We start from the raw sequence: 19,490 nt of genomic DNA, 5'->3' as shown, positions 1-19,490 counted from the left end.
GCTGTTCCAAAAAAGTATAGGTTATAATTTTGTCATTAGAGGGCCGTATACTCTGTTTAAATCCAACAGCATATTTTCATTAGGACGAGCTAAGGAAAGTCGAAACTTCCTGAACTTCTAACTCCAAATCATACAATTTGTTAGCACACTCGTGTTTCTCGAAACGGATATCAAACATTGACTGTCCGATGAAGCATATTACTGTATGAATAAACAGTAAGTAATTTTCGATATGTCAATTCGCAACTTAAAAGATGGCAGTAAAAGGCCTTGGCTCTGTGAGTGTTATCCAAACGGCCGAAGAAACAAACGTGTCCGTAAACGCTTTTCCACCAAAGGTGAAGTTAGCGCGTTTGAGCTCTACATAATGAAGCAGGTAGACGAAAAACCATGGATGGGGGATAAGCCTGATCACCGGAGGCTTTCAGACATTATCGAAATTTGGTTTTCTCACTATGGAAGAACGCTTGCAAACGGGAATGTGATATACCAAAAGTTTAAGCATATGGTGGAAGCTATGGGCAACCCTATCTCTTCGACTTTTACTGCTAAGCACTATACGGATTTTAGGAAATTACGTATGGCTGGAAAAATCATTTTCGTCGACGAAAAACGCTGGAACCGAGGCCAACCTAGTATTTCAACTCTCAATTCTGAACTTGCTCGCTTTAAGGCCATTTTTAACAAGCTAAAAGAAATGGGTGAATGGTCGTTGCCCAACCCATTGATAGACATTAAACCTTTTAAAGAGTCAGAAAGAGCCATGTCTTTCCTCACTTCTGAAAAAATAGCACTACTCTTGAACATTGTTGGGGAACATGAACGCGAAGATATGCTAAAGATCGTTAAATTATGCTTGGCCACTGGTGCAAGATGGAATGAAGCCGCTCAGCTCAGAGGCACTCAGCTAAGCCCATTTAAAGTGACCTATACCAATACAAAAACTAAGAAGAATCGCTCCGTGCCCATCTCTGAGGCGCTTTATCAGGAAATATACAAGCCTACCTCAGGGAAACTGTTTGAAGAGTGTTATACGCCGTTCTGCTACATATTAAAAAACAAATTAGGTATTGAGCTGCCTTCAGGACAAGCTTCGCATGTTTTGCGCCACACTTTTGCCAGTCACTTTATGATGAACGGCGGAAATATTCTCGTATTAAGAGACATTCTTGGCCATGCCGATATTTCCATGACCATGCGGTACGCACATTTCGCCCCTGATCACCTCTCCGAAGCAATCACTCTAAACCCCATTTCAGGCTTCTAAATTTTCGTCTTTGCAAAAAATTTTTCCGCAAGTGTCGCCACTTTGTCGCCACTTTTGATTTCTGGGCAAAAAAAGAGCCGTTAAAAACGGCTCAAATTAATTCGGTTTTTCCGAAGAGTTGACGTTTTACTCTTTACCAAAAACGTTGTTCTCTTGTTCCTGAACGCGGATAAATGTCGCTCTCTTTGTTAGCTCGCGAAGCTCCGACGCGCCTACGTATGTGCAGGTTGAGCGTACGCCGCCAAGGATGTCTTGAATGGTCTCATCTACTGGTCCACGGTATGGCAATAGTACGGTTTTTCCTTCAGCTGCGCGGTAGCCTGCAACGCCTCCAGAATGCTTGTCCATCGCGCTTTGTGAAGACATTCCATAGAATTTCATGAAGGTTTTTCCGTCTTTCTCGATAAGCTCGCCGCCTGACTCTTCATGAGCGGCAAGCATGCCACCAAGCATGACAAAGTCGGCACCGCCGCCGAAGGCTTTAGCGACATCACCAGCGCAAGAGCAGCCGCCATCACCAATAATTCGGCCGCCTAGGCCGTGGGCCGCATCGGCACATTCTATAATGGCGGAAAGTTGTGGATAGCCTACTCCGGTTTTTACTCGAGTGGTGCATACCGAACCAGGGCCAATGCCCACTTTTACGATGTCTGCGCCAGCTAGGATCAGCTCTTCAACCATATCACCCGTAACCACATTCCCCGCAGAAATCACTTTGTCAGGGAAGGCTTCTCTTACTTTTTGCACGTATTCGACTAGGTGTTCAGAGTAACCGTTAGCAATGTCGATACAAATAAACAGCAACTCATCACTTAACGCCATAACATCGAGTGTTTTTTGGAAATCGGCATCGGATGTTCCCGTTGACACCATCACATTATTCAGCGTTTTTGCATCGGCCTCTTTAACAAACTCTGCCCACTCTGCGACTGTATAATGTTTGTGTACAGCGGTCATAACACCATGTTCTGCCAACGCTTTAGCCATGGCAAAACTACCCACTGAGTCCATGTTCGCGGCAATAACAGGCACACCTGACCATTGACGCCCACTGTGCTTGAAGGTAAACTCGCGGGTTAAATTTACTTGAGACCGGCTTTTCAGTGTTGAACGTTTCGGACGAAACAGGACATCTTTAAAACCAAGCTTAAGTTCTTGTTCGATACGCATTGTGCATTTCCTTGATTGTCTACAGTCAGTGCCCTTAGCATTCTCGATAAATCACGTTGGCAGACGTCATTCTCGAACTTCGGACACAAAAAAACCGGAGCGTTGGCAGACGCTCCGGTTTACAACATTATAGGTTGTGATTTTTTTCATGCAAGACTCATTTTTGTCATTTTAGTATGCTATCCTGCCGAAGAATTCATATCGAAAATTCGAAGACTAAATACTTCACGCCTGCTTCCTTAATTGTAGCTCATTGTTTCAGAACTTAGTGTCTGTTTAACAACGCTCTTACCTGTGGGATTACATCGCTCGCCAGCATTCCGCGTTGGCCCGTCTGTGAAGCAATAACATCAGCCGCCTCGCTATGACAATACACGCCAAGTTTTGCTGCATCAAAAAGGCACATGCCTTGAGCTAACAACCCGGCAATAACACCAGAAAGCACATCACCCATACCGCCAGATGCCATACCTGAATTGCCTTTTGGACAAACAGTCGTTGTTTGACCATCGAAAACTAACGTCCCAGGCCCCTTTAACACAATCACGCCGCCATAACGTTGGTGAAGTTCTATTACAGATTGGTATCGATCAGATTCAACCTCCTCAATAGATACACCCAGCAAACGTGCTGCCTCGCCAGAGTGAGGAGTCAATATCCGCTGCGGATCTTTATTCGGCCGTTGGGCTAGAAGGTTTAAGGCATCGGCATCAAATACCTTCACTTTATCAACACCAAGCACATCATGATACGCTTCCTCAGACCAATCATCGGTACCAAGGCCCGGTCCAATTAACACCACATCTGACCAACGCAGTCGCTGAGATAAAAAGGCTTTATCTCCACACCACTGTCTTGCCATTACCTCAGGGCAATGCACTTGCAAAGGCAACACACTGTCTGAATGAGCCAGTGTTGCGACTAGGCCCGCTCCAGAGCGAGCGGCTGCAGTAGATGCTAACACAATAGCCCCTGCCATGCCTTCGTTGCCACCAATACATATTAGCTTGCCGTTATTTCCCTTATGAGCCAAAGGCGAGCGCTCGGGTAAATATTGATACACCTCCTGCCCCATGAGAAAGCGTGAGGTCGCACAAATTTGCTCTAAGCGTTCTTCAACGCTTAGACCAGCGAAATGCAGATCGCCAGTATAGGCACGGGCATGACCTGTCACCAAACCTTGTTTATGGCCAATAAATGTGACCGTATGGTCAGCTTTAACGCAATCGCCCAAGACTTGACCTGTATTGGCACATAGGCCGGAAGGGATATCAACTGAAACCACTGGGCCATTAAATTGATTCAAGAGCGCAATCACTTGACGTGCTTGTGGCCGAACGGGACCAGAAAGGCCCGTCCCCAGCAATGCATCAACCACAACATTGTGTTCGCTTAATGTGAGAGAAACCGGTTGAGATAGGATACGTTCAATATCGACAATACGGCCGCCTGCGCTTTGCCACGCTCTTTTAGCCGTCAGTGCATCACCTTTAAGCTTATCGATAGCTCCACAATGATAAAGTGAGACTTGAATGCCTCGCTCCTTGGCTAATCTGGCGACAACATAACCGTCTCCACCATTATTACCTCCCCCACAAAACACAGCGATAGAGGATGGCTGGCCATAGTGCTCGAGAAGTGTTTCAAACACCGCTGCGCCTGCTTTTTCCATCAGATCATACATGGGAATGTTGGCAAGTTTCGCCGCCTGTACTTCGCCTTGCTTAACCTGCTCGGCACTGTATAACGGAAGAGAGTGTCCTGCGCTCATTTTTAACTCATAACCGATTGATTGTTAGAGTTACTATATCTCGAAAACCGCCGAGCTAGCGAGCTTAATTTAAGCGCCTTTTTCCGCCAGGGATACCAGTGCTTCAGCGGTTGCATCTTGTATCGATAGAAACAGTGATTTGATCTGCCCCGTTGGTGTTCTCATCGGGTTTAACGTGATGTTCTGATACATGAATGCGGCTTGTTGAGTCACCGGGCGAACGTTACGACACTTGAATAAATAAGGTTTTTGTTGCCAAGTAATAAAGCTTCGACAACCTAAGTCATAGACAGGTTTGGTTTTCAGCTTAAACCAGTCTTGTGGGATCTCAGGAAACAGTTCAAATAAGGTTTTATCTATCGCATCGTGAGATTGAACGCCACTATGATGGGTCATAAACCCGTTCCACACCTGGACTTCGTATTCACGATTAAGTACCACAAGGCCCATATCGACATTTTGTACCATGTCCACCATCCAGTGGAACTGTTCGAATTCTGCAGGAAGATCTAACATCAGAATTCCTCCATCAAGTATTCTAGTTTATGGTCAAGCAACGGCAGGGATTCATCAACAAACATGAACAGCAAATCGCAACGAATGGACGTTTTATCGATGCTATAACTCACCTCAAAGGTCATGGTTTTCTTAAATGATCCTGTCGTTGAGTTGATAACCGAGTCAATCGAAATATGCTGTCCAAGCAACACTGGTGAGCTTTGGAAAAAACGTACTTCAGCTTGAGCGCCAAGACCATTTAAAAACGAGCCAACAAGAATGTTCGAGACATCCATAAGCAGCTCCAATTCCTCTAGTTCTTCACTTTCAGCAGGCACTTTCATCAGCCTTTTCAGATCTGCCACGCTCGAATCACTGAGTAACACTAAGGCCTCTCCTGCAATGCCTTCGCCACTGAACCCTTGGCAAACACCAGATACTTGATCATTCTCGGCTAAGTCACGCAGCGCCATGTGCAGTTCACTGACTTCGAAGATGTTCACATGCGGGAGTGGAAGGTGGACAAACACATCAAAGTGGCGAGCCAGGGCATCAGCAGCGCGACCAATGGCGACGTTTGCTACTTCCTTATAGATATCGCGTCTGCGTAACACAGGTAACTGAACCGTTTGGGTGACCGTTGCCTGTGGAACAGACTGCGGCTCTACCAACTGTTTCAGTACATCTTTCAGTATCGCTTTATCGATAGGTTTTTGGATAAACGCTTTTGCACCTAAACCTAACACTCGCTCTTTGGCTTTCGGTTGTATGTCCCCTGACACGACCACCACAGGTGTTTGGTCTCCACGCGCTTGCATTTCTTCCAAAGTGCCAAACCCATCCAGTTCAGGCATGGTTAAGTCGAGAAACATCAGCTTAAAGTCGTTATTGTCTAGCTGTTCTAATGCGTCCAATCCATGAACAGCAAAGGTGATGTCTGCCCCTAAGGCGTCGGGGAGAGAACGAGCCATCTGTTTTCTGGCAAGTGCAGAATCGTCACAGATGAGAACCGGGTATGTCATGCATCCACCTATTATTATTTTTTCATTCCATTAAATAGAGTGTAACAGAAAGGCTAGAATGCGCTTTTTGAATGCATTAATTCGGTAAAATTAATTCTGAAGGGATTGAAAGATAGGCTATCGTTTTCTCACTCCAGATCTAAGTTAAGACAACAAAAAGCCCATCTAGAACGGCTCTAAATGGGCTTTCATCTCGAAGAGTAATAGGCGTTACGAGCGCTGACTCATCTTCACTAACGACTTGCCAAGCAACAAATCCAGCTCTTGATCGCTCAACTCACCAAATTGTGTTTGTACTGATTTGTATAATCTATCGACACCTTTCTCCGCAAATTCGTGTACTGGACCGGTTGAAACAATATGATGGAATAGCAATTTAAGCAGTGCTACAAACTCATTATTGTTCAAAGCCGACATCCAACTTTTCGCAAAATCCTGTAATGTATTTTCAAAATCCAAATGCTCTACGAACATTTTGAATATCCGCCCATCTAAAGCTGCCGTGAAATCAGTTTTCTTGGGAAAGTGGTGACTAATACCTGTCCGTGAAACACCCGTTTGCTGACTCAGTGTCGTGTAGGACATATTGTCGTAGCCCAATCTGATTAGTTGGTCCACAACCGCATCCGTGATCTTCCGAATTGTAATTTCGGTATCTTCTTTACTACGTTTTGGCATGGTTCTGGCTCTTCTTTACTTTCTTTCATCTTTATGCAGATGATGTTGATTATGTACCGACGTCTCTTGGATGAATCATATAAATGACTTAACATCAAGAGTAGTCACTACGTTTTCGTACAATGTACACCTAGCAATGAGCAAGAATCAGGGGGTAAATCTGTGCTTTCATTTTTAAAACTTATTGAAACCGTACGGATAATAAACAAATAGCAACCAACTGATTAATTATGACAATTCTATTTAGGATTTATGACGAGTATTTTTTGCCAGTTTTATTCCGGGATTCCTTATCTAACCTCTCAAGCCATCGCTCCTCATACAGAACAAACTGCAGAATAAAAATTCACATCTAATTGATTTTAAAACAAATTAACAGTTTACCATTTCCCGTAGTATCACTCTCCTTTTGTCTATTAGTAGCCTTATAGAAATTATGGTTATCAATATTGATGATGTTCAAACGCGACAATGTGTAGTATGAAGTTAGTAGCACACTAAATAAAATTTGCGTTGTAATAAAAAATGAAGATATCGTTTCAAGTCTTGACTTTTGTGGGTCAAACAGCAAACAAACCAGCTAATTTTTTAATAAATGCGTCATAAAAAAGAAACACATCCATGCTAGCAAACCAATCAAATCTTTCATGTTAGGCTTCTGGGTATAGTGCATTGAATCTTATTCTTTGGGTATAAAAGTCAGACTTGGGTATACTTACCTTACCCGGCTTTTACTGCGTAATGGATTATGGCGAAGCGTTTAAGACTGTCCACTGTTCTTTTTTTCTCCTTGTCACTCCTATCTCCTTTATCCTTTGCCCAAGGGATAGACAAATACCAGATGCTCAACTACCTCGACAACTATGGAAACCTTGATCTTAGAGACAAGCCATTTGATTCCCTGCCTGATGGCTTAGTCGTCAAGGGAAACTTAAACATATCTGAAACTCCCATTAAGTCACTTCCCGCCAATATTGACATCAAAGGTAACCTCAATGCCTCTAATAGTGAGTTAAGTTCTATACCCGCAGGCGTCAAAATCAAGGGTTATGCGAATTTACTGGGAAGCAAAATTAAACGATGGCAAAGCGGAGTACAAGTTGGTGGATTTCTCAACTTTACCGACACGCCACTAGAGCGCTTACCCGCTCGCATGCAGGTCAAAGGGGATCTAAGTGTGATACGAACGCCGTTGAAAGAGCTACCAAATGGGATCGTTGTAGAAGGAAATTTATATATTGGTGGATCTGCTATCCGCACTTTTCCAGATACCATGACGGTACGTGGCAACATCTATCTAGGTGGCAATCCCATATCGAAATGGCCCACAAACTTAACGCTTGGGGGGGCGGTGGCTCGTTAAAGTGGTAAATCCGCTTTCACTCTAAGAGTCGCTCCCACAAGTTGAACGTCAGACACAATTTGATAGACTGCCTTTAAAGTCAACCAATTAGCGATACACTCCTGACATACATGTATTGAGTGAATCACATTGATAGAACGAATAAGGGTCATTGAAATGTCATATCAGGCTTCTCCACCTTGTCCTTCAAAGAACCACAATTATCAGCCTCAAACCTGCGAAACCCTACCTCTATATTTAGAGCAAAATCTTCCTGCTCATATACAGCTTGGTGGAAATCCAGAAGATTGGACGGTCAAAGAAGTCGGTGATGGAAATCTCAACCTTGTCTTTATCGTACAAGGTCTGGAAAAATCCATTGTTGTAAAACAAGCATTGCCTTATGTACGAGCGGCTGGGGAAAGTTGGCAGCTCTCCCTTGATAGGGCTTATTTTGAATATCACTCTCTTGAAACCTCAGCGCGTTTTGCCAGCTATGATTTGGTGCCAGAGGTGTATTTCTATGATGAAGAACAAGCCATATGCGTCATGAAATACTTAACTCCCCATGTTATTTTGCGCAAAGAGTTAATTGGCGGGAAGCAATTTCCAAACTTAGCAGAATCTATAGGCACTTTTCTCGCGAGAACGCTGTTTCATACTTCCGATATCGGTATGAATGCCCAGGAAAAAAAGGCACTAGTATCTAGGTTCGCTCCCAATCATGAACTGTGTAAGATTACTGAAGACCTGATTTTTACAGAGCCATATTACGATGCGGAGAGAAATAATTGGACATCGCCGCAACTTGATAACGATATCAAGCAAATTTGGCAAGATGAAGAGATGATTCAAGTGGCGATGCGTTATAAATTCAAATTTATGACCGAAGCTCAGGCCTTACTGCATGGCGATCTCCACTCCGGCTCCATCATGGTGACAGAAACGGATACCAAAGTGATCGACCCGGAGTTTGGCTTTATGGGCCCAATGGCGTTTGATATTGGAAACTACATAGGCAACTTATTTTTGGCTTATTTCGCTCGTCCTGGCTGGCAAGAAGACCTTCAACAATGCGAGCAAGAACAACAGTGGTTGGCTGAGCAAATTTCGACAACTTGGAAAGTATTTACAACGGGCTTTCTTCAACTTTGGAATAACAAATCCCAAGGTGATGCTTTCCCAACTGAAATTTATCAAAACCACTTAGGTCAACGTGCCCTTCACCACGCTCAATCTGTGTTTATAGAAACCTTATTTGAAGACACCTTGGTTAATGCTGGTTTGGAAATAAACCGCCGCATCATCGGCTTCGCTGGCGTCGCTGATTTCAACGACATTCCAAATGCCGATTTGCGAGCTACCTGTGAGCGGCGCGCACTTAAGTTAGCAAGAGAGTTAATCGTGAATGCGAAAAACTATCAAGATCTCAATGCAGTTCACCTGTTCGCGCAAAGTATCTAGGGATTACGATGATAATTAACAATAAACATTACCGCTCTGTTTGGCTGGCGAAAGATGGTTTTAGTGTAGAAATACTCGACCAAACTAAACTGCCATTTGAATTCAATATCATTCAGCTAACGTCGATGTCTATGGCGGCTACCGCGATTAAAGATATGTGGGTTCGCGGCGCACCATTAATCGGAGCGGTGGCGGCTTACGGAATGGCTTTGGGAATGAAAGAAGATGCCAGTGATGACGCCCTCAACACTTGTTATCAAACCTTGATAAAAACTCGGCCCACAGCCATCAACCTCAAATGGGCATTGGATAGAGTACGCAACCTATTGGCAGACACCGCGCCAAATCAGAGGACGGAAGTTGCTTACCAATTAGCAGAAGACATCGCCGATGAAGACGTCCAACTGTGCGAACGTATTGGCGAGCATGGTTTAGATATCATTAAAGATATCGCCGCGAATAAACCTGCAGGCAGCACAATCAATATTCTGACTCATTGTAATGCGGGATGGCTCGCAACCGTCGATTGGGGCACCGCCTTATCTCCCATCTACAAAGCCCATGAAGCAGGTATTAATGTTCATGTTTGGGTCGATGAAACACGGCCAAGAAATCAAGGTCTACTGACGGCATTTGAACTGGGCGCTCATGGCGTCCCACACACCTTAATCGCCGATAATGCTGGTGGTCACTTAATGCAGCATGGCGAAGTTGATCTCTGTATTGTGGGATCCGATCGAACCACATCCAAAGGCGATGTGTGCAATAAGATTGGTACTTACTTAAAAGCACTGGCAGCCTATGACAACAAGGTGCCATTTTATGTCGCCCTACCTTCTCCAACCATAGATTGGAGCACGTCTGATGGCATTAAAGAGATCCCCATAGAGCAAAGATCCGGCGACGAGCAATCCCATGTGTACGGCTTAGACACTCAAGGTCATCGAATATCGGTCAACACGGCACCTGAAGGGACACCATGCGGCAATTACGCCTTTGATGTAACCCCGGCAAAATACATCACAGGGCTTATTACCGAGCGGGGAGTATGCGCTGCGAATCAAGATGCGATGGCAACCTTGTTTGCGGATAAATTTATTCGCTGACAGGCTTATTCTCTAAAAGGGAATGACCACCACTTTACCTAATCATAATGAACGCCAAAGGCGTCACAAGCTAGGAGATATATGTACCGAGAACAACTTTCGCAGGAAATCATCGATGCCTGCTTAGAAATGAACGCTCTAGGGATAAACCATGGTAGCTCAGGTAACGTGAGCGCTAGATATGAAAATGGCATGCTAATTACACCCAGTGGTGCCGCTTATTCTAAGCTTTCGCCAAATGACATCGTGTTCATCGACGAGTTTGGCAATGCGGAAGCTGGCAAGTTGCCGTCGAGCGAATGGCATTTCCACTTGGCCTGTTATCAATCAAGGCCTGAGCTGAATGCGGTGGTTCATACTCACGCGGTTAACGCAACGGCAGTCGCGATTCTCAATCGCTCGATTCCTCCACTTCACTACATGGTTGCGGTATCGGGCAGCGATCATATCCCGTGTATCCCCTACTCGACCTTCGGGACACCAGAGCTGGCTCGCGATGTCGCGGAAGGTATGAAGCAAAGCAAAGCGATTTTAATGCAACATCATGGCATGATCGCAATGGAGGCCAATTTAGAAAAAGCATTGTGGTTGGCAAACGAAGTGGAAGTGCTGGCCAAGATGTATTTGACGGTTTCTACTGTTCAAACCCCAGTGCCTACATTGTCTAAAGAAGAAATGGATATCGTGCTCGCCAAATTTACCACTTATGGCTTAAAGCAAGACTGAGATAAAAAAGAAGGAGCTACTTGGCTCCTTCGTAACATGTAATCGTACCCAAAAGCGGGCAGATTTAAAAAGTTTAAGCTTGGTTTTTAACCGGATTTGCGTAGCTATCGAGAAGGTATTGCTTCGCGCCTTCTGGCAATTCTTTAAGCTTGGCGTCTAATTTGGCTTTGACGCCCTCTTTAACGTCTTGCTCTTGCTTAGCCGCCAAATAGTTGATTGGGAAGAGTTTATATTTATCGTGAATTTGGCGATCCAGCTCTTCAGCCAACGCTTCAGGCGTCTCGAAATCCTGATCGATAACATCACCAAACGCAACATGCACTCGGCCTTTGTAACCAACGATACCTTGCACAATGCTTTCGATATCTTCAAATTCACTTTTTTCGTAACTGCCACTATGCGCTTTCTCGTAAAGCTCCAGTGCTTTCGCCATATCACAAGGATCGTTCTCATACGAGATAGCAACAGGCACGATTTTTAACGATTTGATGTACTCAGGAAACGAAAGTTTTGCGCGCCTTCCTTCAACATGGAACATCTTGAGGATAGCCGGATCGGTAAAGTCGTTGCCATCTTTAGCACGACCTTCTCTTTGCGCAATCCAAATGGAGTTTCCTGTATCTAAAGAGTGCTTGATATAAGAGGATAGCGTTCCTAAGGCTTTCATCATTTCACGTGGGCCTTTTGATGAACGTTTTACAATAAAACTTTTGTTCAGTTTCATCAGCTCGGTGGCACACGGTTTCTTAAGCAAGTTATCACCGATGGCGATTCTAACCGTTTTCATTCCCGACATATGTAAACCATAGTTTACCAGGGCTGGGTCCATCGCAATATCACGGTGATTGGAGACGAAAAGATACGCGGTCTCTTTATCGAGTTTTTCGAGGCCACTATAGGTTAGGCCATCTGTCGTCGAATCCAGCGTCGCTTCAAGGTATTTTTTGACTTCTAACTGGATAGATTCCACTGAGTTTAACTTTGCCCACTTCAGCTTTAAATAGATTTTGACAAATGGAGCCATTAACGCCTTAAACCATTTCGCATGGTTGGAGAATCGATGCTGCAATATCGCGTCGATAAACTCTTCATCGTTAATAAGGCGGCCAATCGCCGCTGGGATTTCATCGTCATTATAAGGACGTATTTCTATATATGGGTCTGTCTTAGAAGTCATTTTTCACTACATACAATAAAAAGCTGGCCTATTCTACGCATAGAAGCGCCAGTTCGCAGCATTATTGCAGTTGCATTGTCACTGGTCAGACCATAAGTTAATAGTTTTTCTACCAGCCTGTTGGAATTTGCCACACCACAAGCTATCCTTAGCGCCCTGTGATTTCAACGAGAGTGCTTATGCATTACGCTATCCAACACCAGCTACAGTCATTCGAATTTTTAACGACCACACCTCGAAAAAAAGTGCTCAAACACTCTTTGATACGAGTTGAAAGTGGCTTGGTGCTGTTGCGATTAGGAAAAAAAGAATACGCGGTTGAGCCGGGGCAAAGCATATGGATTCCATTCGATTGCTTGTCCTCATTGTCCTTTTTTCCTCAATCTGTCACACAGCGTATTGATTTCTCTTGCCGTCTGAAAGCACTCTTTCCTCAAAACGCGGGCTACGTTACCGAATCCGAGCTCAGCCGTGCAATTTTTAAGCGTTTAGCGGATAAAAAAATTGAACAGGCTCAGCTTGAGCACCTACTTCAAGTGCTCAAACACGAGATACTCGCCTATGATCCCAAACTCACGTTAAGCGCACTATCGGAGCATATTACCAACTGGAGCCCAAGCCAACAGGGCCCGATCCCTAAGCCGTTCCAGCTCGTATTAAAAGTGCGTGAAGCCCGAAAGCGCCTGCTTTCTGGAGCAAACCAACAAAGCGTCATCAACGATTTGTTCGACGGCAACAAAGATGACTTCACGACACTCAACACACTAATTCTCGGAACAAACTAGATACAGAGCACTGCTCATAGGTGGAATAGAAGCGTAAATTTGGCCCTCTGTGGGAGAATAGGTTTCGCCAGTCAGTAGCTCCAGCAAGGGGCTATGACTATGCAGCAATATTTCATGGTCTGAACACGATTTATTGATGGCGACATAACCCATATTGCCTCGGCTAAACACCATGAGTGTATCGGTCACTCGCTGCATTGCCATCGGTTGGCCATGCACAGCATTGTGAAAATGAACTCGTGCTGTCATACGCGGGTCCATCCACATATCCTGCCACCTAGGCTTTTGTTGCCCATTTAAGATACCGCTTGGGTTTAAGTCAGTATAAATAAGCGGCACACCCCCATCGCGCCCCAAAATATAACTGTAAGCTAGCCATTCAAGCTCTTCGGGCATCACCAAATCCCGAAACACATCATTATTTGGAATGTCATGTGTGATTGCAAAAGTCACCGCTCGGTTCTTAGAAAGTGCTTGGCCAAAACAATATGGATTGACGAGAGATTTCAACGACCCTTCTGGTTGAAGCGCTTGGTAAATCGTCTGAAATAAAGGGAAGTCGTAAGCGCCCAGTCTGGTTTTTTCCAAATATGGCTGTAAAAAGAGTTGATACTCTTCTTTGGTAGCCCCCCCGTCAGTAATGATCTCACCAAAGATATGTGTGTCTTGAGTGATGTCTTGCTGCCAAACATCGAGCAGTTGCTTTAATGAGATGTGTTTAGCCGCGTCAATCCGAAACCCTTTCACCCCTAATTGCTTTAACGCTTTCAAATACAGCCTTTGTTGCTCTGTCACATGGTCACATTCTCGCAAAGTAGGCAAACCTGGATCCTGTTGACCCCCAGTGATTCGGCCATGTTGAACTTGCCATTTATCTTTCCAATTTTTAATGCCAAATGCTTTAACAAAATCTGTTTCCGTAAAGAGTGGCTCATTGAGATCACCAAACAGTTTTATTGATTGGTAATAATCTTTTTCATCTTGGTAAGCGCGCTGCTCATCGCAGCTTGGGTAAGTCAGGTCAGATCGCATATCCGACTCATTAGCCATATGGTTCAGCACTACATCGGCATACGTGTACACACCCTCGCGGAGCAAGGCATCAATCATGTGCTTTAAATCCAAGGTGTCGCCTAACTGATTTTCTATCACTCGGTAGTCAGTTGGTTGATAGCGCTGCCACCACGGGGTGCCAATAGAGGTTTTCATTGATTTAACTGGTGGAGAAATTAGCACCGATTTATACCCTGATTGGGCAATTTTTTCTGCATGCTCTGCCACTAATCGATATGGCCAGTCAAACGCATGCAGTATCACATTCGTATTTTTCGTACGACTCAAGTTGTTAAATTGCATATGTATGTCCTTAAACTTGGTCCACTATCTACAGCGTGTTGTGGGCGGGTTGAACTCGATTTTTTAGATGGTCAATGCGCCCACTTACAAGCCTGTCTCAAATTTTCCTATACCGTAATATAAACGAGAACGGCTCCCCTTCCCCCTTTTTACAACTTTTCGAGGATTAGACAAAGGGAGTAGCTTAAGTGAGAGAAAGCGTAACGGCTTGTGTGATGCTGCATAATCGTGCATTTCGCCGCTACCTTACAAAGTGAACTTGGGTATACTTAGTGGAAATGCTGACAACAATAAGTAGCCGATTATGCTGAAACTGCGAGTTGACATGGTATCAGATGTGGTGTGTCCTTGGTGTATCATCGCTTATAAACGCTTGGAAAAAGCGCTACAACTGATGGCCGTCGATTATGAACTGCTTTGGCATCCTTTTGAGCTCAACCCAACTATGCCGCTAGAGGGTCAAAACTTACGCGAGCATGTCGCCAATAAGTACGGCACAACAATAGAAGAAAGCATAAAAGCTCAGCAATCGATTACTCAATTTGGTCAAGAAGTCGGCTTCGAATTTAACTTTTTCGAAGACATGCGGATTTTTAACACCCGAAAAGCCCACCAGCTACTGATGTGGTCATTAAGCCAGGCCAAGCAAACCGAATTGGAGCTGGCCATCTTTGATGCCTACTTCACTAAAGGACTGGATATCAGTGATGATAAGGTACTGCTTGATACCGTAGCATCTCTTGGCCTAGACACCGAGCTCGCGCATCAAGTGTTAGATGAAAAATCTTGGGGAAAAACGGTGTCATCGACCGAAAAGCAATGGCTAGATGCACAAATTACGGCCGTCCCCACCATAGTTTTAAATCGCCATCATGTAATATCAGGTGCGCAAAGCAGTGAACAAATGATGGCGATTATTAAAGAAGTGGCTATTCAAGTCCATTAGGACTGATACCCAAGTAAATTGGGTATCTTGACCTAGCGTGGCCAAAAACGCATTTTTAGTTTTTCCGCGGCTGATTTTATCGCCACGACAACCAACCCAGCAACGGCACCGACCAATCCACCTAGGATATAAGGCGCAACTTGGTGCATTAGTGTTTTTTGTGTTGGTTCGATAACGACAGGGTCTATCAACTCTTTTAAATGAGGGAAGCTGTGAACCACTATGCCACCACCGACCAAAAACATCGCTAACGTACCCACCACGGTGAGTACTCTCATGAGTTTAGGTGCAAAGACAATAAGACCAAGCCCCAAACTGCGCATAAAGCCTTCACGAGGAAAGCGTTTTTTTAAATAAAAGCCGAGATCATCCAGTTTAACGATACCTGCAACTAAACCATATACACCAATGGTCATGATCACCGCGATAATACTTACGACAGCTATTTGGACAGGAAATATCTGCTCTTGCACCGTTCCAAGCGCAATCACAATAATCTCAGCCGACAAAATAAAGTCCGTTCGTATTGCCCCTTCCACTTTTCTCTTCTCGTATTCTTCTATCGAGCCATTAAACCTTTCCACCCGGGCTTGCGAGCCAGAGTGGGCAGCAGACTTCGAATGAAGTGATTCGAGTACCTTCTCAACACCCTCAAAACTGAGATACAAGCCACCAATGAGAAGCAGCGGTTGAATTAGCCAAGGCACAAAAGCGCCAATCAACAGTGCCGCAGGAACAAGGATAAATTTATTTCTAAATGATCCCTTTGCAACGGCAAGTACAACCGGGATTTCTCTTTCAGCTGAAACGCCAGATACTTGCTGGGCATTAAGCGCCAGATCGTCTCCTAAGACTGCAGAAGTTTTCTTTGCTGCCATTTTAGACATCAGCGCGACATCGTCTAAAACCGTGGTAATGTCATCCAATAATGTTAACAGGCTTAAGCCAGCCATTTTCTATTCTCAATATAAATCGTCCACAAAGGAATGTATCATTGCTATTTAGAAAAACAATATTATTTCAGGCAATTCTGAACTTTTTAAAAGCCTATATCCCTAAGGTGCCTCAAAATAGCCTAACAACTAACCCATAAGAGTGATATCTATGCAAACAACACAACACTACCCTATTGGCACAGCTGGCAAACCGTGGAGCCAAAATGAGAAACGACAATGGCGTGAGGGCGTCACGATTAAGCGTAGCTATCAAGAAGAAGTCGTTGAGAAAATACATCAGCTTGATAAACAGTTTGACGTCGATAGCTATGGAGCGCTCTCTTATGACAAAGACAGATACCCTTTATATTGCCTCAGCTCCAAGAACTGGGATGAGAGTAAGCCAACAGTATTAATCACTGGCGGTGTACATGGCTACGAAACCAGTGGCGTTCAAGGGGCACTGAAGTTTGCAAAAGATTCTGCCGAACTTTATATGGATGAGTTTAATATCGTCATTGCACCGTGTGTCAGCCCTTGGGGGTATGAGACGATAAATCGTTGGAATCCAAATGCGGTCGATCCTAACCGCTCTTTCTACAGCAACAGTCCTTCGGAAGAAGCGTCCTACCTTATGGCTCGTGTCAATCAGCTCAACCCACTTGTTCATATTGACTTGCACGAGACCACTGATACAGATGAAACAGAGTTCCGCCCAGCCCTAGCAGCTCGTGATGGTGAAGCCTATATTGAAGGCACGATACCCGATGGTTTCTATACGGTCGGAGACAGCCAAAACCCAGTGCCAGAATTTCAAAAGGCCGTGATTGATTCGGTTAAACGAGTTACCCATATTGCCCCTGCTGACGAAAACGGTGAACTCATCGGCTCCCCGATGGTTCAATTCGGCGTCATTAACTACCCTATGAAAGAGTTGGGACTCTGCGGTGGCATGACAAACTGTGCTTACACCACCACAACTGAAGTCTATCCTGACAGTCCCAAAGTGACAGACGATGAATGTAACGATGCGCAAGTCGCTGCCATTATCGGTGCACTAAATTACGTCAAAGCAAGACTATAGAAGACGGCTCTTATACTGATCGGGGGTTTGTCCAGAATACTTTTTAAACATGGAAATGAAGGGGCTGGCTTGATGATAGCCTAATGTCAAAGCCACCTCTTTTACCGAGTGTCCAGTGCGCAACAATTCCAGTGAATGCAGGTAGCGAACACGTAACCGCCATTCAGTAAAGCTCATCCCAAGCTCTGACAAACAATATCGAGCTAATGTGCGTTCGGTAGTATGCACTTTCTCAGCCCAATCCCCTAGCGAGGTGGGGTTGGCGGGATCTTCTTCAATGGCGGAGAGTATTGGCGCAAGATACTTGTTGTCGGTAGTCGGAAGAAAATGTTGCTCCACCTGTTGCGACTCCAACTGATCAAGCAATACCTGAACCAGCCTTTTGTCTTTCTCCTGTTGTGCTATCTCGACATCACGCTGGCGGAAATCTTCGATAATCGCCAATATAATCGAAGTGACCTTCAATAAGCTGGTCGATTGGGGAAACTGTCTGACTAAGCTATCTTTGATGTTAATTGAGCAATATTCAATTGGTTTTCGATTGAAACTGCAATGGGTTGCGTTCGCCGGAATCCAAATGGCTAAATGAGGTGGCGCTAGAAAACGTGTTCCCTCAGCTTCAATCTCCAGCGAGCCACCACGTATAAGCTGTACTTGCGCCCAAGGGTGGCTATGGATACGAGTCTCAGTATTAGGCAAAAATGCATCAAAGTTAAAAAACACATCGGATGGGGCCGCATTGACGGAGAAAGAGGGGTGCAACCTTCTTGATTGACTGCTGTGTTTTTTCTTCATCGGCTTTTTCCAACACACTTAATTTAACGGCCAACACCTAACATATGAAGATATCATTTAAGCGCTTAACTGTGCGTTAAGCGCGATAATTCATCACTTATCTTTGAAACTTTGACTCGTACCTTGCAGTTTTTCCATCAAGTTTTGCCAATCGTCAGCGTCTATTCTTAAGTCGCCATCTCGCTTTACATGAACGCCATTCAATGACTCAATGTCGCGAGTGACTTTTGCCAACGCATCGTCGGCATTGTCATCTTGATAAACACAACGAAGATACGTTTTGCCATCCTTCATTAACGGCTCATACCCGTCAAGCCCCGCATCAGTACACTCTTTAGAAAAAGCAGCCAAGGCTTCATTAGTGTCTAAACATCGGCCCGTTATTTCAATTTCAAAAGTATAAGTTTTCTTGGTTTGCATCATTGGTCTCAAATTGCTGCGATGAGTGAAATTTATTGCAAAACTTTGGTCTTCTCAAGTGCATTTAAAAATTCTTTCACCGCACGAGTGGGCTTGGGCGATTTTCGGTGAATGGAAGTAAACTCGCACAGGTAAGAATACTTTGTATTATCAATTCTTTTAATTGGACTATTTATTGTCAGCATATCGGCATAGTGTTCAGGCAAAAATCCAATGTACCTTCCTGATCGAATCATTATCGCGATACCTTCTTGATTGGTCGCCGTTGCCCTCTTTTTCAAGTTCAAGGTGCGGCTCACCTCCATGTTGGGGCTGCTAAAACTCAAACCCGCGTATGGCTGCTGTATTATTTCTTGATCAGTTATCGTATCAGTACGGATATAAAACGGGTGACCTTCCCCGCAATACATGGACATTTGCTCGCCAAACAGCGGGATATACTCAAGGCTGGCAGAGCGTCGCAGAGGAGGAATGATGCCAACATGATATTTACCGTCTAGCACCCCTTTTTCTATTTCATTGACAGGCACAATGTGAATATCAATTTCAACCTCAGGAGCACGCTGAGAATAATACCTAATCGCCTCATGAATTTTGCATTGAGGATTGGTCATGGTGGTATCAAATATGGCGATCACCAGATGGCCTTTCAGGCTTTTGTGTAAGTCGTTGACCTCATGCCGAAAGCCTTCTATGGACACTAACAATTGCTGCGCTAGTGAATAGATTTGCTCGCCTTCGCTGGTTAAGTAGAATCCCGCTCTGCCTCGATGGCAAAGCACTAAACCAAGTCTTAGTTCCAGATCTTTAAGGTGACGACTGATGGTAGAGCGGCCAATATTTAGCTCCATTTCAGCCGCGCTCAGTCCGCCACTTTCGACGACAGCAACGAACACTCGTAGTAGGCGTATGTCCATATCCGATAGCTGGCCCAACAACGCTTTCATT

19 protein-coding genes are annotated in these 19,490 nt (G+C 44.6%); 8 read left to right on the top strand and 11 right to left on the bottom strand.

Annotated features, from left to right (window positions below; genetic code table 11):
• Positions 1 to 232: 232 nt before the first annotated feature.
• Positions 233 to 1,267, top strand: a complete 1,035-nt coding sequence (locus tag M9194_RS04150; RefSeq protein WP_250611226.1) for a phage integrase — start codon at positions 233 to 235, stop codon at positions 1,265 to 1,267.
• A 126-nt stretch (positions 1,268 to 1,393) separates the two neighbouring features.
• Here M9194_RS04150 and M9194_RS04145 read toward each other — a convergent pair whose 3' ends face one another.
• From M9194_RS04145 to M9194_RS04125, 5 genes are all read right to left on the bottom strand, one after another.
• The gene (locus M9194_RS04145; RefSeq protein ID WP_250611224.1) at positions 1,394 to 2,437 is read right to left on the bottom strand and encodes a GMP reductase; all 1,044 of its coding nucleotides are present in this window, start codon (positions 2,435 to 2,437) and stop codon (positions 1,394 to 1,396) included.
• A gap of 265 nt (positions 2,438 to 2,702) precedes the next feature.
• On the bottom strand, positions 2,703 to 4,208 hold the full coding sequence (locus tag M9194_RS04140; RefSeq protein ID WP_250611222.1) for an NAD(P)H-hydrate dehydratase: 1,506 nt from the start codon (positions 4,206 to 4,208) through the stop codon (positions 2,703 to 2,705).
• Positions 4,209 to 4,277: 69 nt separating this feature from the next.
• On the bottom strand, positions 4,278 to 4,724 hold the full coding sequence (locus tag M9194_RS04135; protein ID WP_250611220.1) for a PAS domain-containing protein: 447 nt from the start codon (positions 4,722 to 4,724) through the stop codon (positions 4,278 to 4,280).
• The gene (locus M9194_RS04130; RefSeq protein ID WP_250611218.1) at positions 4,724 to 5,728 is read right to left on the bottom strand and encodes a response regulator; all 1,005 of its coding nucleotides are present in this window, start codon (positions 5,726 to 5,728) and stop codon (positions 4,724 to 4,726) included. Before M9194_RS04130 ends, M9194_RS04135 begins: the two co-directional genes overlap by 1 nt.
• Positions 5,729 to 5,938: 210 nt before the next feature.
• The gene (locus M9194_RS04125; RefSeq protein ID WP_250611216.1) at positions 5,939 to 6,406 is read right to left on the bottom strand and encodes a TetR family transcriptional regulator; all 468 of its coding nucleotides are present in this window, start codon (positions 6,404 to 6,406) and stop codon (positions 5,939 to 5,941) included.
• Between the two features lie 748 nt (positions 6,407 to 7,154).
• On the opposite strand from M9194_RS04125, the gene M9194_RS04120 reads away from it, so the two are divergent.
• The 4 genes from M9194_RS04120 to M9194_RS04105 all read left to right on the top strand — a co-directional run bounded on the left by M9194_RS04120 (position 7,155) and on the right by M9194_RS04105 (position 11,044).
• Positions 7,155 to 7,769 carry a leucine-rich repeat domain-containing protein gene (locus M9194_RS04120; protein ID WP_250611214.1) on the top strand — a complete coding sequence of 205 codons (615 nt, stop codon included), beginning with the start codon at positions 7,155 to 7,157 and terminating at the stop codon, positions 7,767 to 7,769.
• Positions 7,770 to 7,925: 156 nt separating this feature from the next.
• The gene (gene mtnK / locus M9194_RS04115) at positions 7,926 to 9,212 is read left to right on the top strand and encodes an S-methyl-5-thioribose kinase (RefSeq protein ID WP_250611212.1); all 1,287 of its coding nucleotides are present in this window, start codon (positions 7,926 to 7,928) and stop codon (positions 9,210 to 9,212) included.
• 8 nt (positions 9,213 to 9,220) lie between these two features.
• The gene (mtnA, locus tag M9194_RS04110; protein ID WP_250611210.1) at positions 9,221 to 10,318 is read left to right on the top strand and encodes an S-methyl-5-thioribose-1-phosphate isomerase; all 1,098 of its coding nucleotides are present in this window, start codon (positions 9,221 to 9,223) and stop codon (positions 10,316 to 10,318) included.
• Between the two features lie 81 nt (positions 10,319 to 10,399).
• Entirely contained in the window at positions 10,400 to 11,044 is a 645-nt protein-coding gene (locus tag M9194_RS04105) for an L-fuculose-phosphate aldolase (protein ID WP_250611207.1), read from the top strand.
• A 73-nt stretch (positions 11,045 to 11,117) separates the two neighbouring features.
• Here M9194_RS04105 and M9194_RS04100 read toward each other — a convergent pair whose 3' ends face one another.
• Complete coding sequence (locus M9194_RS04100; protein ID WP_250611206.1) at positions 11,118 to 12,221, bottom strand: 1-acyl-sn-glycerol-3-phosphate acyltransferase; 1,104 nt, start codon at positions 12,219 to 12,221, stop codon at positions 11,118 to 11,120.
• 179 nt (positions 12,222 to 12,400) lie between these two features.
• Here M9194_RS04100 and M9194_RS04095 point away from each other — a divergent pair, with 179 nt between their 5' ends.
• On the top strand, positions 12,401 to 13,006 hold the full coding sequence (locus tag M9194_RS04095) for an AraC family transcriptional regulator (protein ID WP_250611204.1): 606 nt from the start codon (positions 12,401 to 12,403) through the stop codon (positions 13,004 to 13,006).
• Here the strand turns inward: M9194_RS04095 and M9194_RS04090 are convergent.
• On the bottom strand, positions 12,986 to 14,362 hold the full coding sequence (locus tag M9194_RS04090) for an alpha-amylase family protein (protein WP_431769393.1): 1,377 nt from the start codon (positions 14,360 to 14,362) through the stop codon (positions 12,986 to 12,988). The two genes, M9194_RS04095 and M9194_RS04090, sit on opposite strands and share 21 nt — an antisense overlap.
• A gap of 304 nt (positions 14,363 to 14,666) precedes the next feature.
• On the opposite strand from M9194_RS04090, the gene M9194_RS04085 reads away from it, so the two are divergent.
• Positions 14,667 to 15,308: a DsbA family oxidoreductase gene (locus M9194_RS04085; RefSeq protein ID WP_250611202.1), complete on the top strand. Its 642-nt coding sequence runs from the start codon at positions 14,667 to 14,669 to the stop codon at positions 15,306 to 15,308.
• A 32-nt stretch (positions 15,309 to 15,340) separates the two neighbouring features.
• On the opposite strand, the gene M9194_RS04080 is transcribed toward M9194_RS04085, so the two are convergent.
• The gene (locus M9194_RS04080) at positions 15,341 to 16,261 is read right to left on the bottom strand and encodes a DUF808 domain-containing protein (protein WP_250611200.1); all 921 of its coding nucleotides are present in this window, start codon (positions 16,259 to 16,261) and stop codon (positions 15,341 to 15,343) included.
• A gap of 151 nt (positions 16,262 to 16,412) precedes the next feature.
• Here M9194_RS04080 and M9194_RS04075 point away from each other — a divergent pair, with 151 nt between their 5' ends.
• Complete coding sequence (locus M9194_RS04075) at positions 16,413 to 17,327, top strand: M14 family metallopeptidase (RefSeq protein ID WP_250611198.1); 915 nt, start codon at positions 16,413 to 16,415, stop codon at positions 17,325 to 17,327.
• Here M9194_RS04075 and M9194_RS04070 read toward each other — a convergent pair.
• The 3 genes from M9194_RS04070 to M9194_RS04060 form a co-directional block, all read right to left on the bottom strand.
• Positions 17,322 to 18,122, bottom strand: a complete 801-nt coding sequence (locus M9194_RS04070) for an AraC family transcriptional regulator (protein WP_250611196.1) — start codon at positions 18,120 to 18,122, stop codon at positions 17,322 to 17,324. The two genes, M9194_RS04075 and M9194_RS04070, sit on opposite strands and share 6 nt — an antisense overlap.
• Positions 18,123 to 18,215: 93 nt before the next feature.
• Entirely contained in the window at positions 18,216 to 18,542 is a 327-nt protein-coding gene (locus tag M9194_RS04065) for a hypothetical protein (protein WP_250611194.1), read from the bottom strand.
• Positions 18,543 to 18,574: 32 nt separating this feature from the next.
• The gene (locus M9194_RS04060) at positions 18,575 to 19,489 is read right to left on the bottom strand and encodes a LysR family transcriptional regulator (RefSeq protein ID WP_250611192.1); all 915 of its coding nucleotides are present in this window, start codon (positions 19,487 to 19,489) and stop codon (positions 18,575 to 18,577) included.
• Position 19,490 lies beyond the last annotated feature (1 nt).

This window comes from Vibrio sinus, from assembly GCF_023634645.1.
In the GTDB taxonomy this organism is placed as follows: Bacteria; Pseudomonadota; Gammaproteobacteria; order Enterobacterales; family Vibrionaceae; genus Vibrio; species Vibrio sinus.
Note: the sequence above shows the minus strand (reverse complement) of the source record. Positions and strands in the feature narration are given on the sequence as shown.

Excerpts from the sequence above, each read along its gene's own strand:
- M9194_RS04150 (WP_250611226.1), top strand. The coding sequence starts at position 233 with ATGTCAATTCGCAACTTAAAAGATGGCAGTAAAAGGCCTTGGCTCTGT.
- M9194_RS04145 (WP_250611224.1), bottom strand. The coding sequence starts at position 2,437 with ATGCGTATCGAACAAGAACTTAAGCTTGGTTTTAAAGATGTCCTGTTT.
- M9194_RS04140 (WP_250611222.1), bottom strand. The coding sequence starts at position 4,208 with ATGAGCGCAGGACACTCTCTTCCGTTATACAGTGCCGAGCAGGTTAAG.
- M9194_RS04135 (WP_250611220.1), bottom strand. The coding sequence starts at position 4,724 with ATGTTAGATCTTCCTGCAGAATTCGAACAGTTCCACTGGATGGTGGAC.
- M9194_RS04130 (WP_250611218.1), bottom strand. The coding sequence starts at position 5,728 with ATGACATACCCGGTTCTCATCTGTGACGATTCTGCACTTGCCAGAAAA.
- M9194_RS04125 (WP_250611216.1), bottom strand. The coding sequence starts at position 6,406 with ATGCCAAAACGTAGTAAAGAAGATACCGAAATTACAATTCGGAAGATC.
- M9194_RS04120 (WP_250611214.1), top strand. The coding sequence starts at position 7,155 with ATGGCGAAGCGTTTAAGACTGTCCACTGTTCTTTTTTTCTCCTTGTCA.
- mtnK (WP_250611212.1), top strand. The coding sequence starts at position 7,926 with ATGTCATATCAGGCTTCTCCACCTTGTCCTTCAAAGAACCACAATTAT.
- mtnA (WP_250611210.1), top strand. The coding sequence starts at position 9,221 with ATGATAATTAACAATAAACATTACCGCTCTGTTTGGCTGGCGAAAGAT.
- M9194_RS04105 (WP_250611207.1), top strand. The coding sequence starts at position 10,400 with ATGTACCGAGAACAACTTTCGCAGGAAATCATCGATGCCTGCTTAGAA.
- M9194_RS04100 (WP_250611206.1), bottom strand. The coding sequence starts at position 12,221 with ATGACTTCTAAGACAGACCCATATATAGAAATACGTCCTTATAATGAC.
- M9194_RS04095 (WP_250611204.1), top strand. The coding sequence starts at position 12,401 with ATGCATTACGCTATCCAACACCAGCTACAGTCATTCGAATTTTTAACG.
- M9194_RS04090 (WP_431769393.1), bottom strand. The coding sequence starts at position 14,362 with ATGCAATTTAACAACTTGAGTCGTACGAAAAATACGAATGTGATACTG.
- M9194_RS04085 (WP_250611202.1), top strand. The coding sequence starts at position 14,667 with ATGCTGAAACTGCGAGTTGACATGGTATCAGATGTGGTGTGTCCTTGG.
- M9194_RS04080 (WP_250611200.1), bottom strand. The coding sequence starts at position 16,261 with ATGGCTGGCTTAAGCCTGTTAACATTATTGGATGACATTACCACGGTT.
- M9194_RS04075 (WP_250611198.1), top strand. The coding sequence starts at position 16,413 with ATGCAAACAACACAACACTACCCTATTGGCACAGCTGGCAAACCGTGG.
- M9194_RS04070 (WP_250611196.1), bottom strand. The coding sequence starts at position 18,122 with ATGAAGAAAAAACACAGCAGTCAATCAAGAAGGTTGCACCCCTCTTTC.
- M9194_RS04065 (WP_250611194.1), bottom strand. The coding sequence starts at position 18,542 with ATGCAAACCAAGAAAACTTATACTTTTGAAATTGAAATAACGGGCCGA.
- M9194_RS04060 (WP_250611192.1), bottom strand. The coding sequence starts at position 19,489 with ATGAAAGCGTTGTTGGGCCAGCTATCGGATATGGACATACGCCTACTA.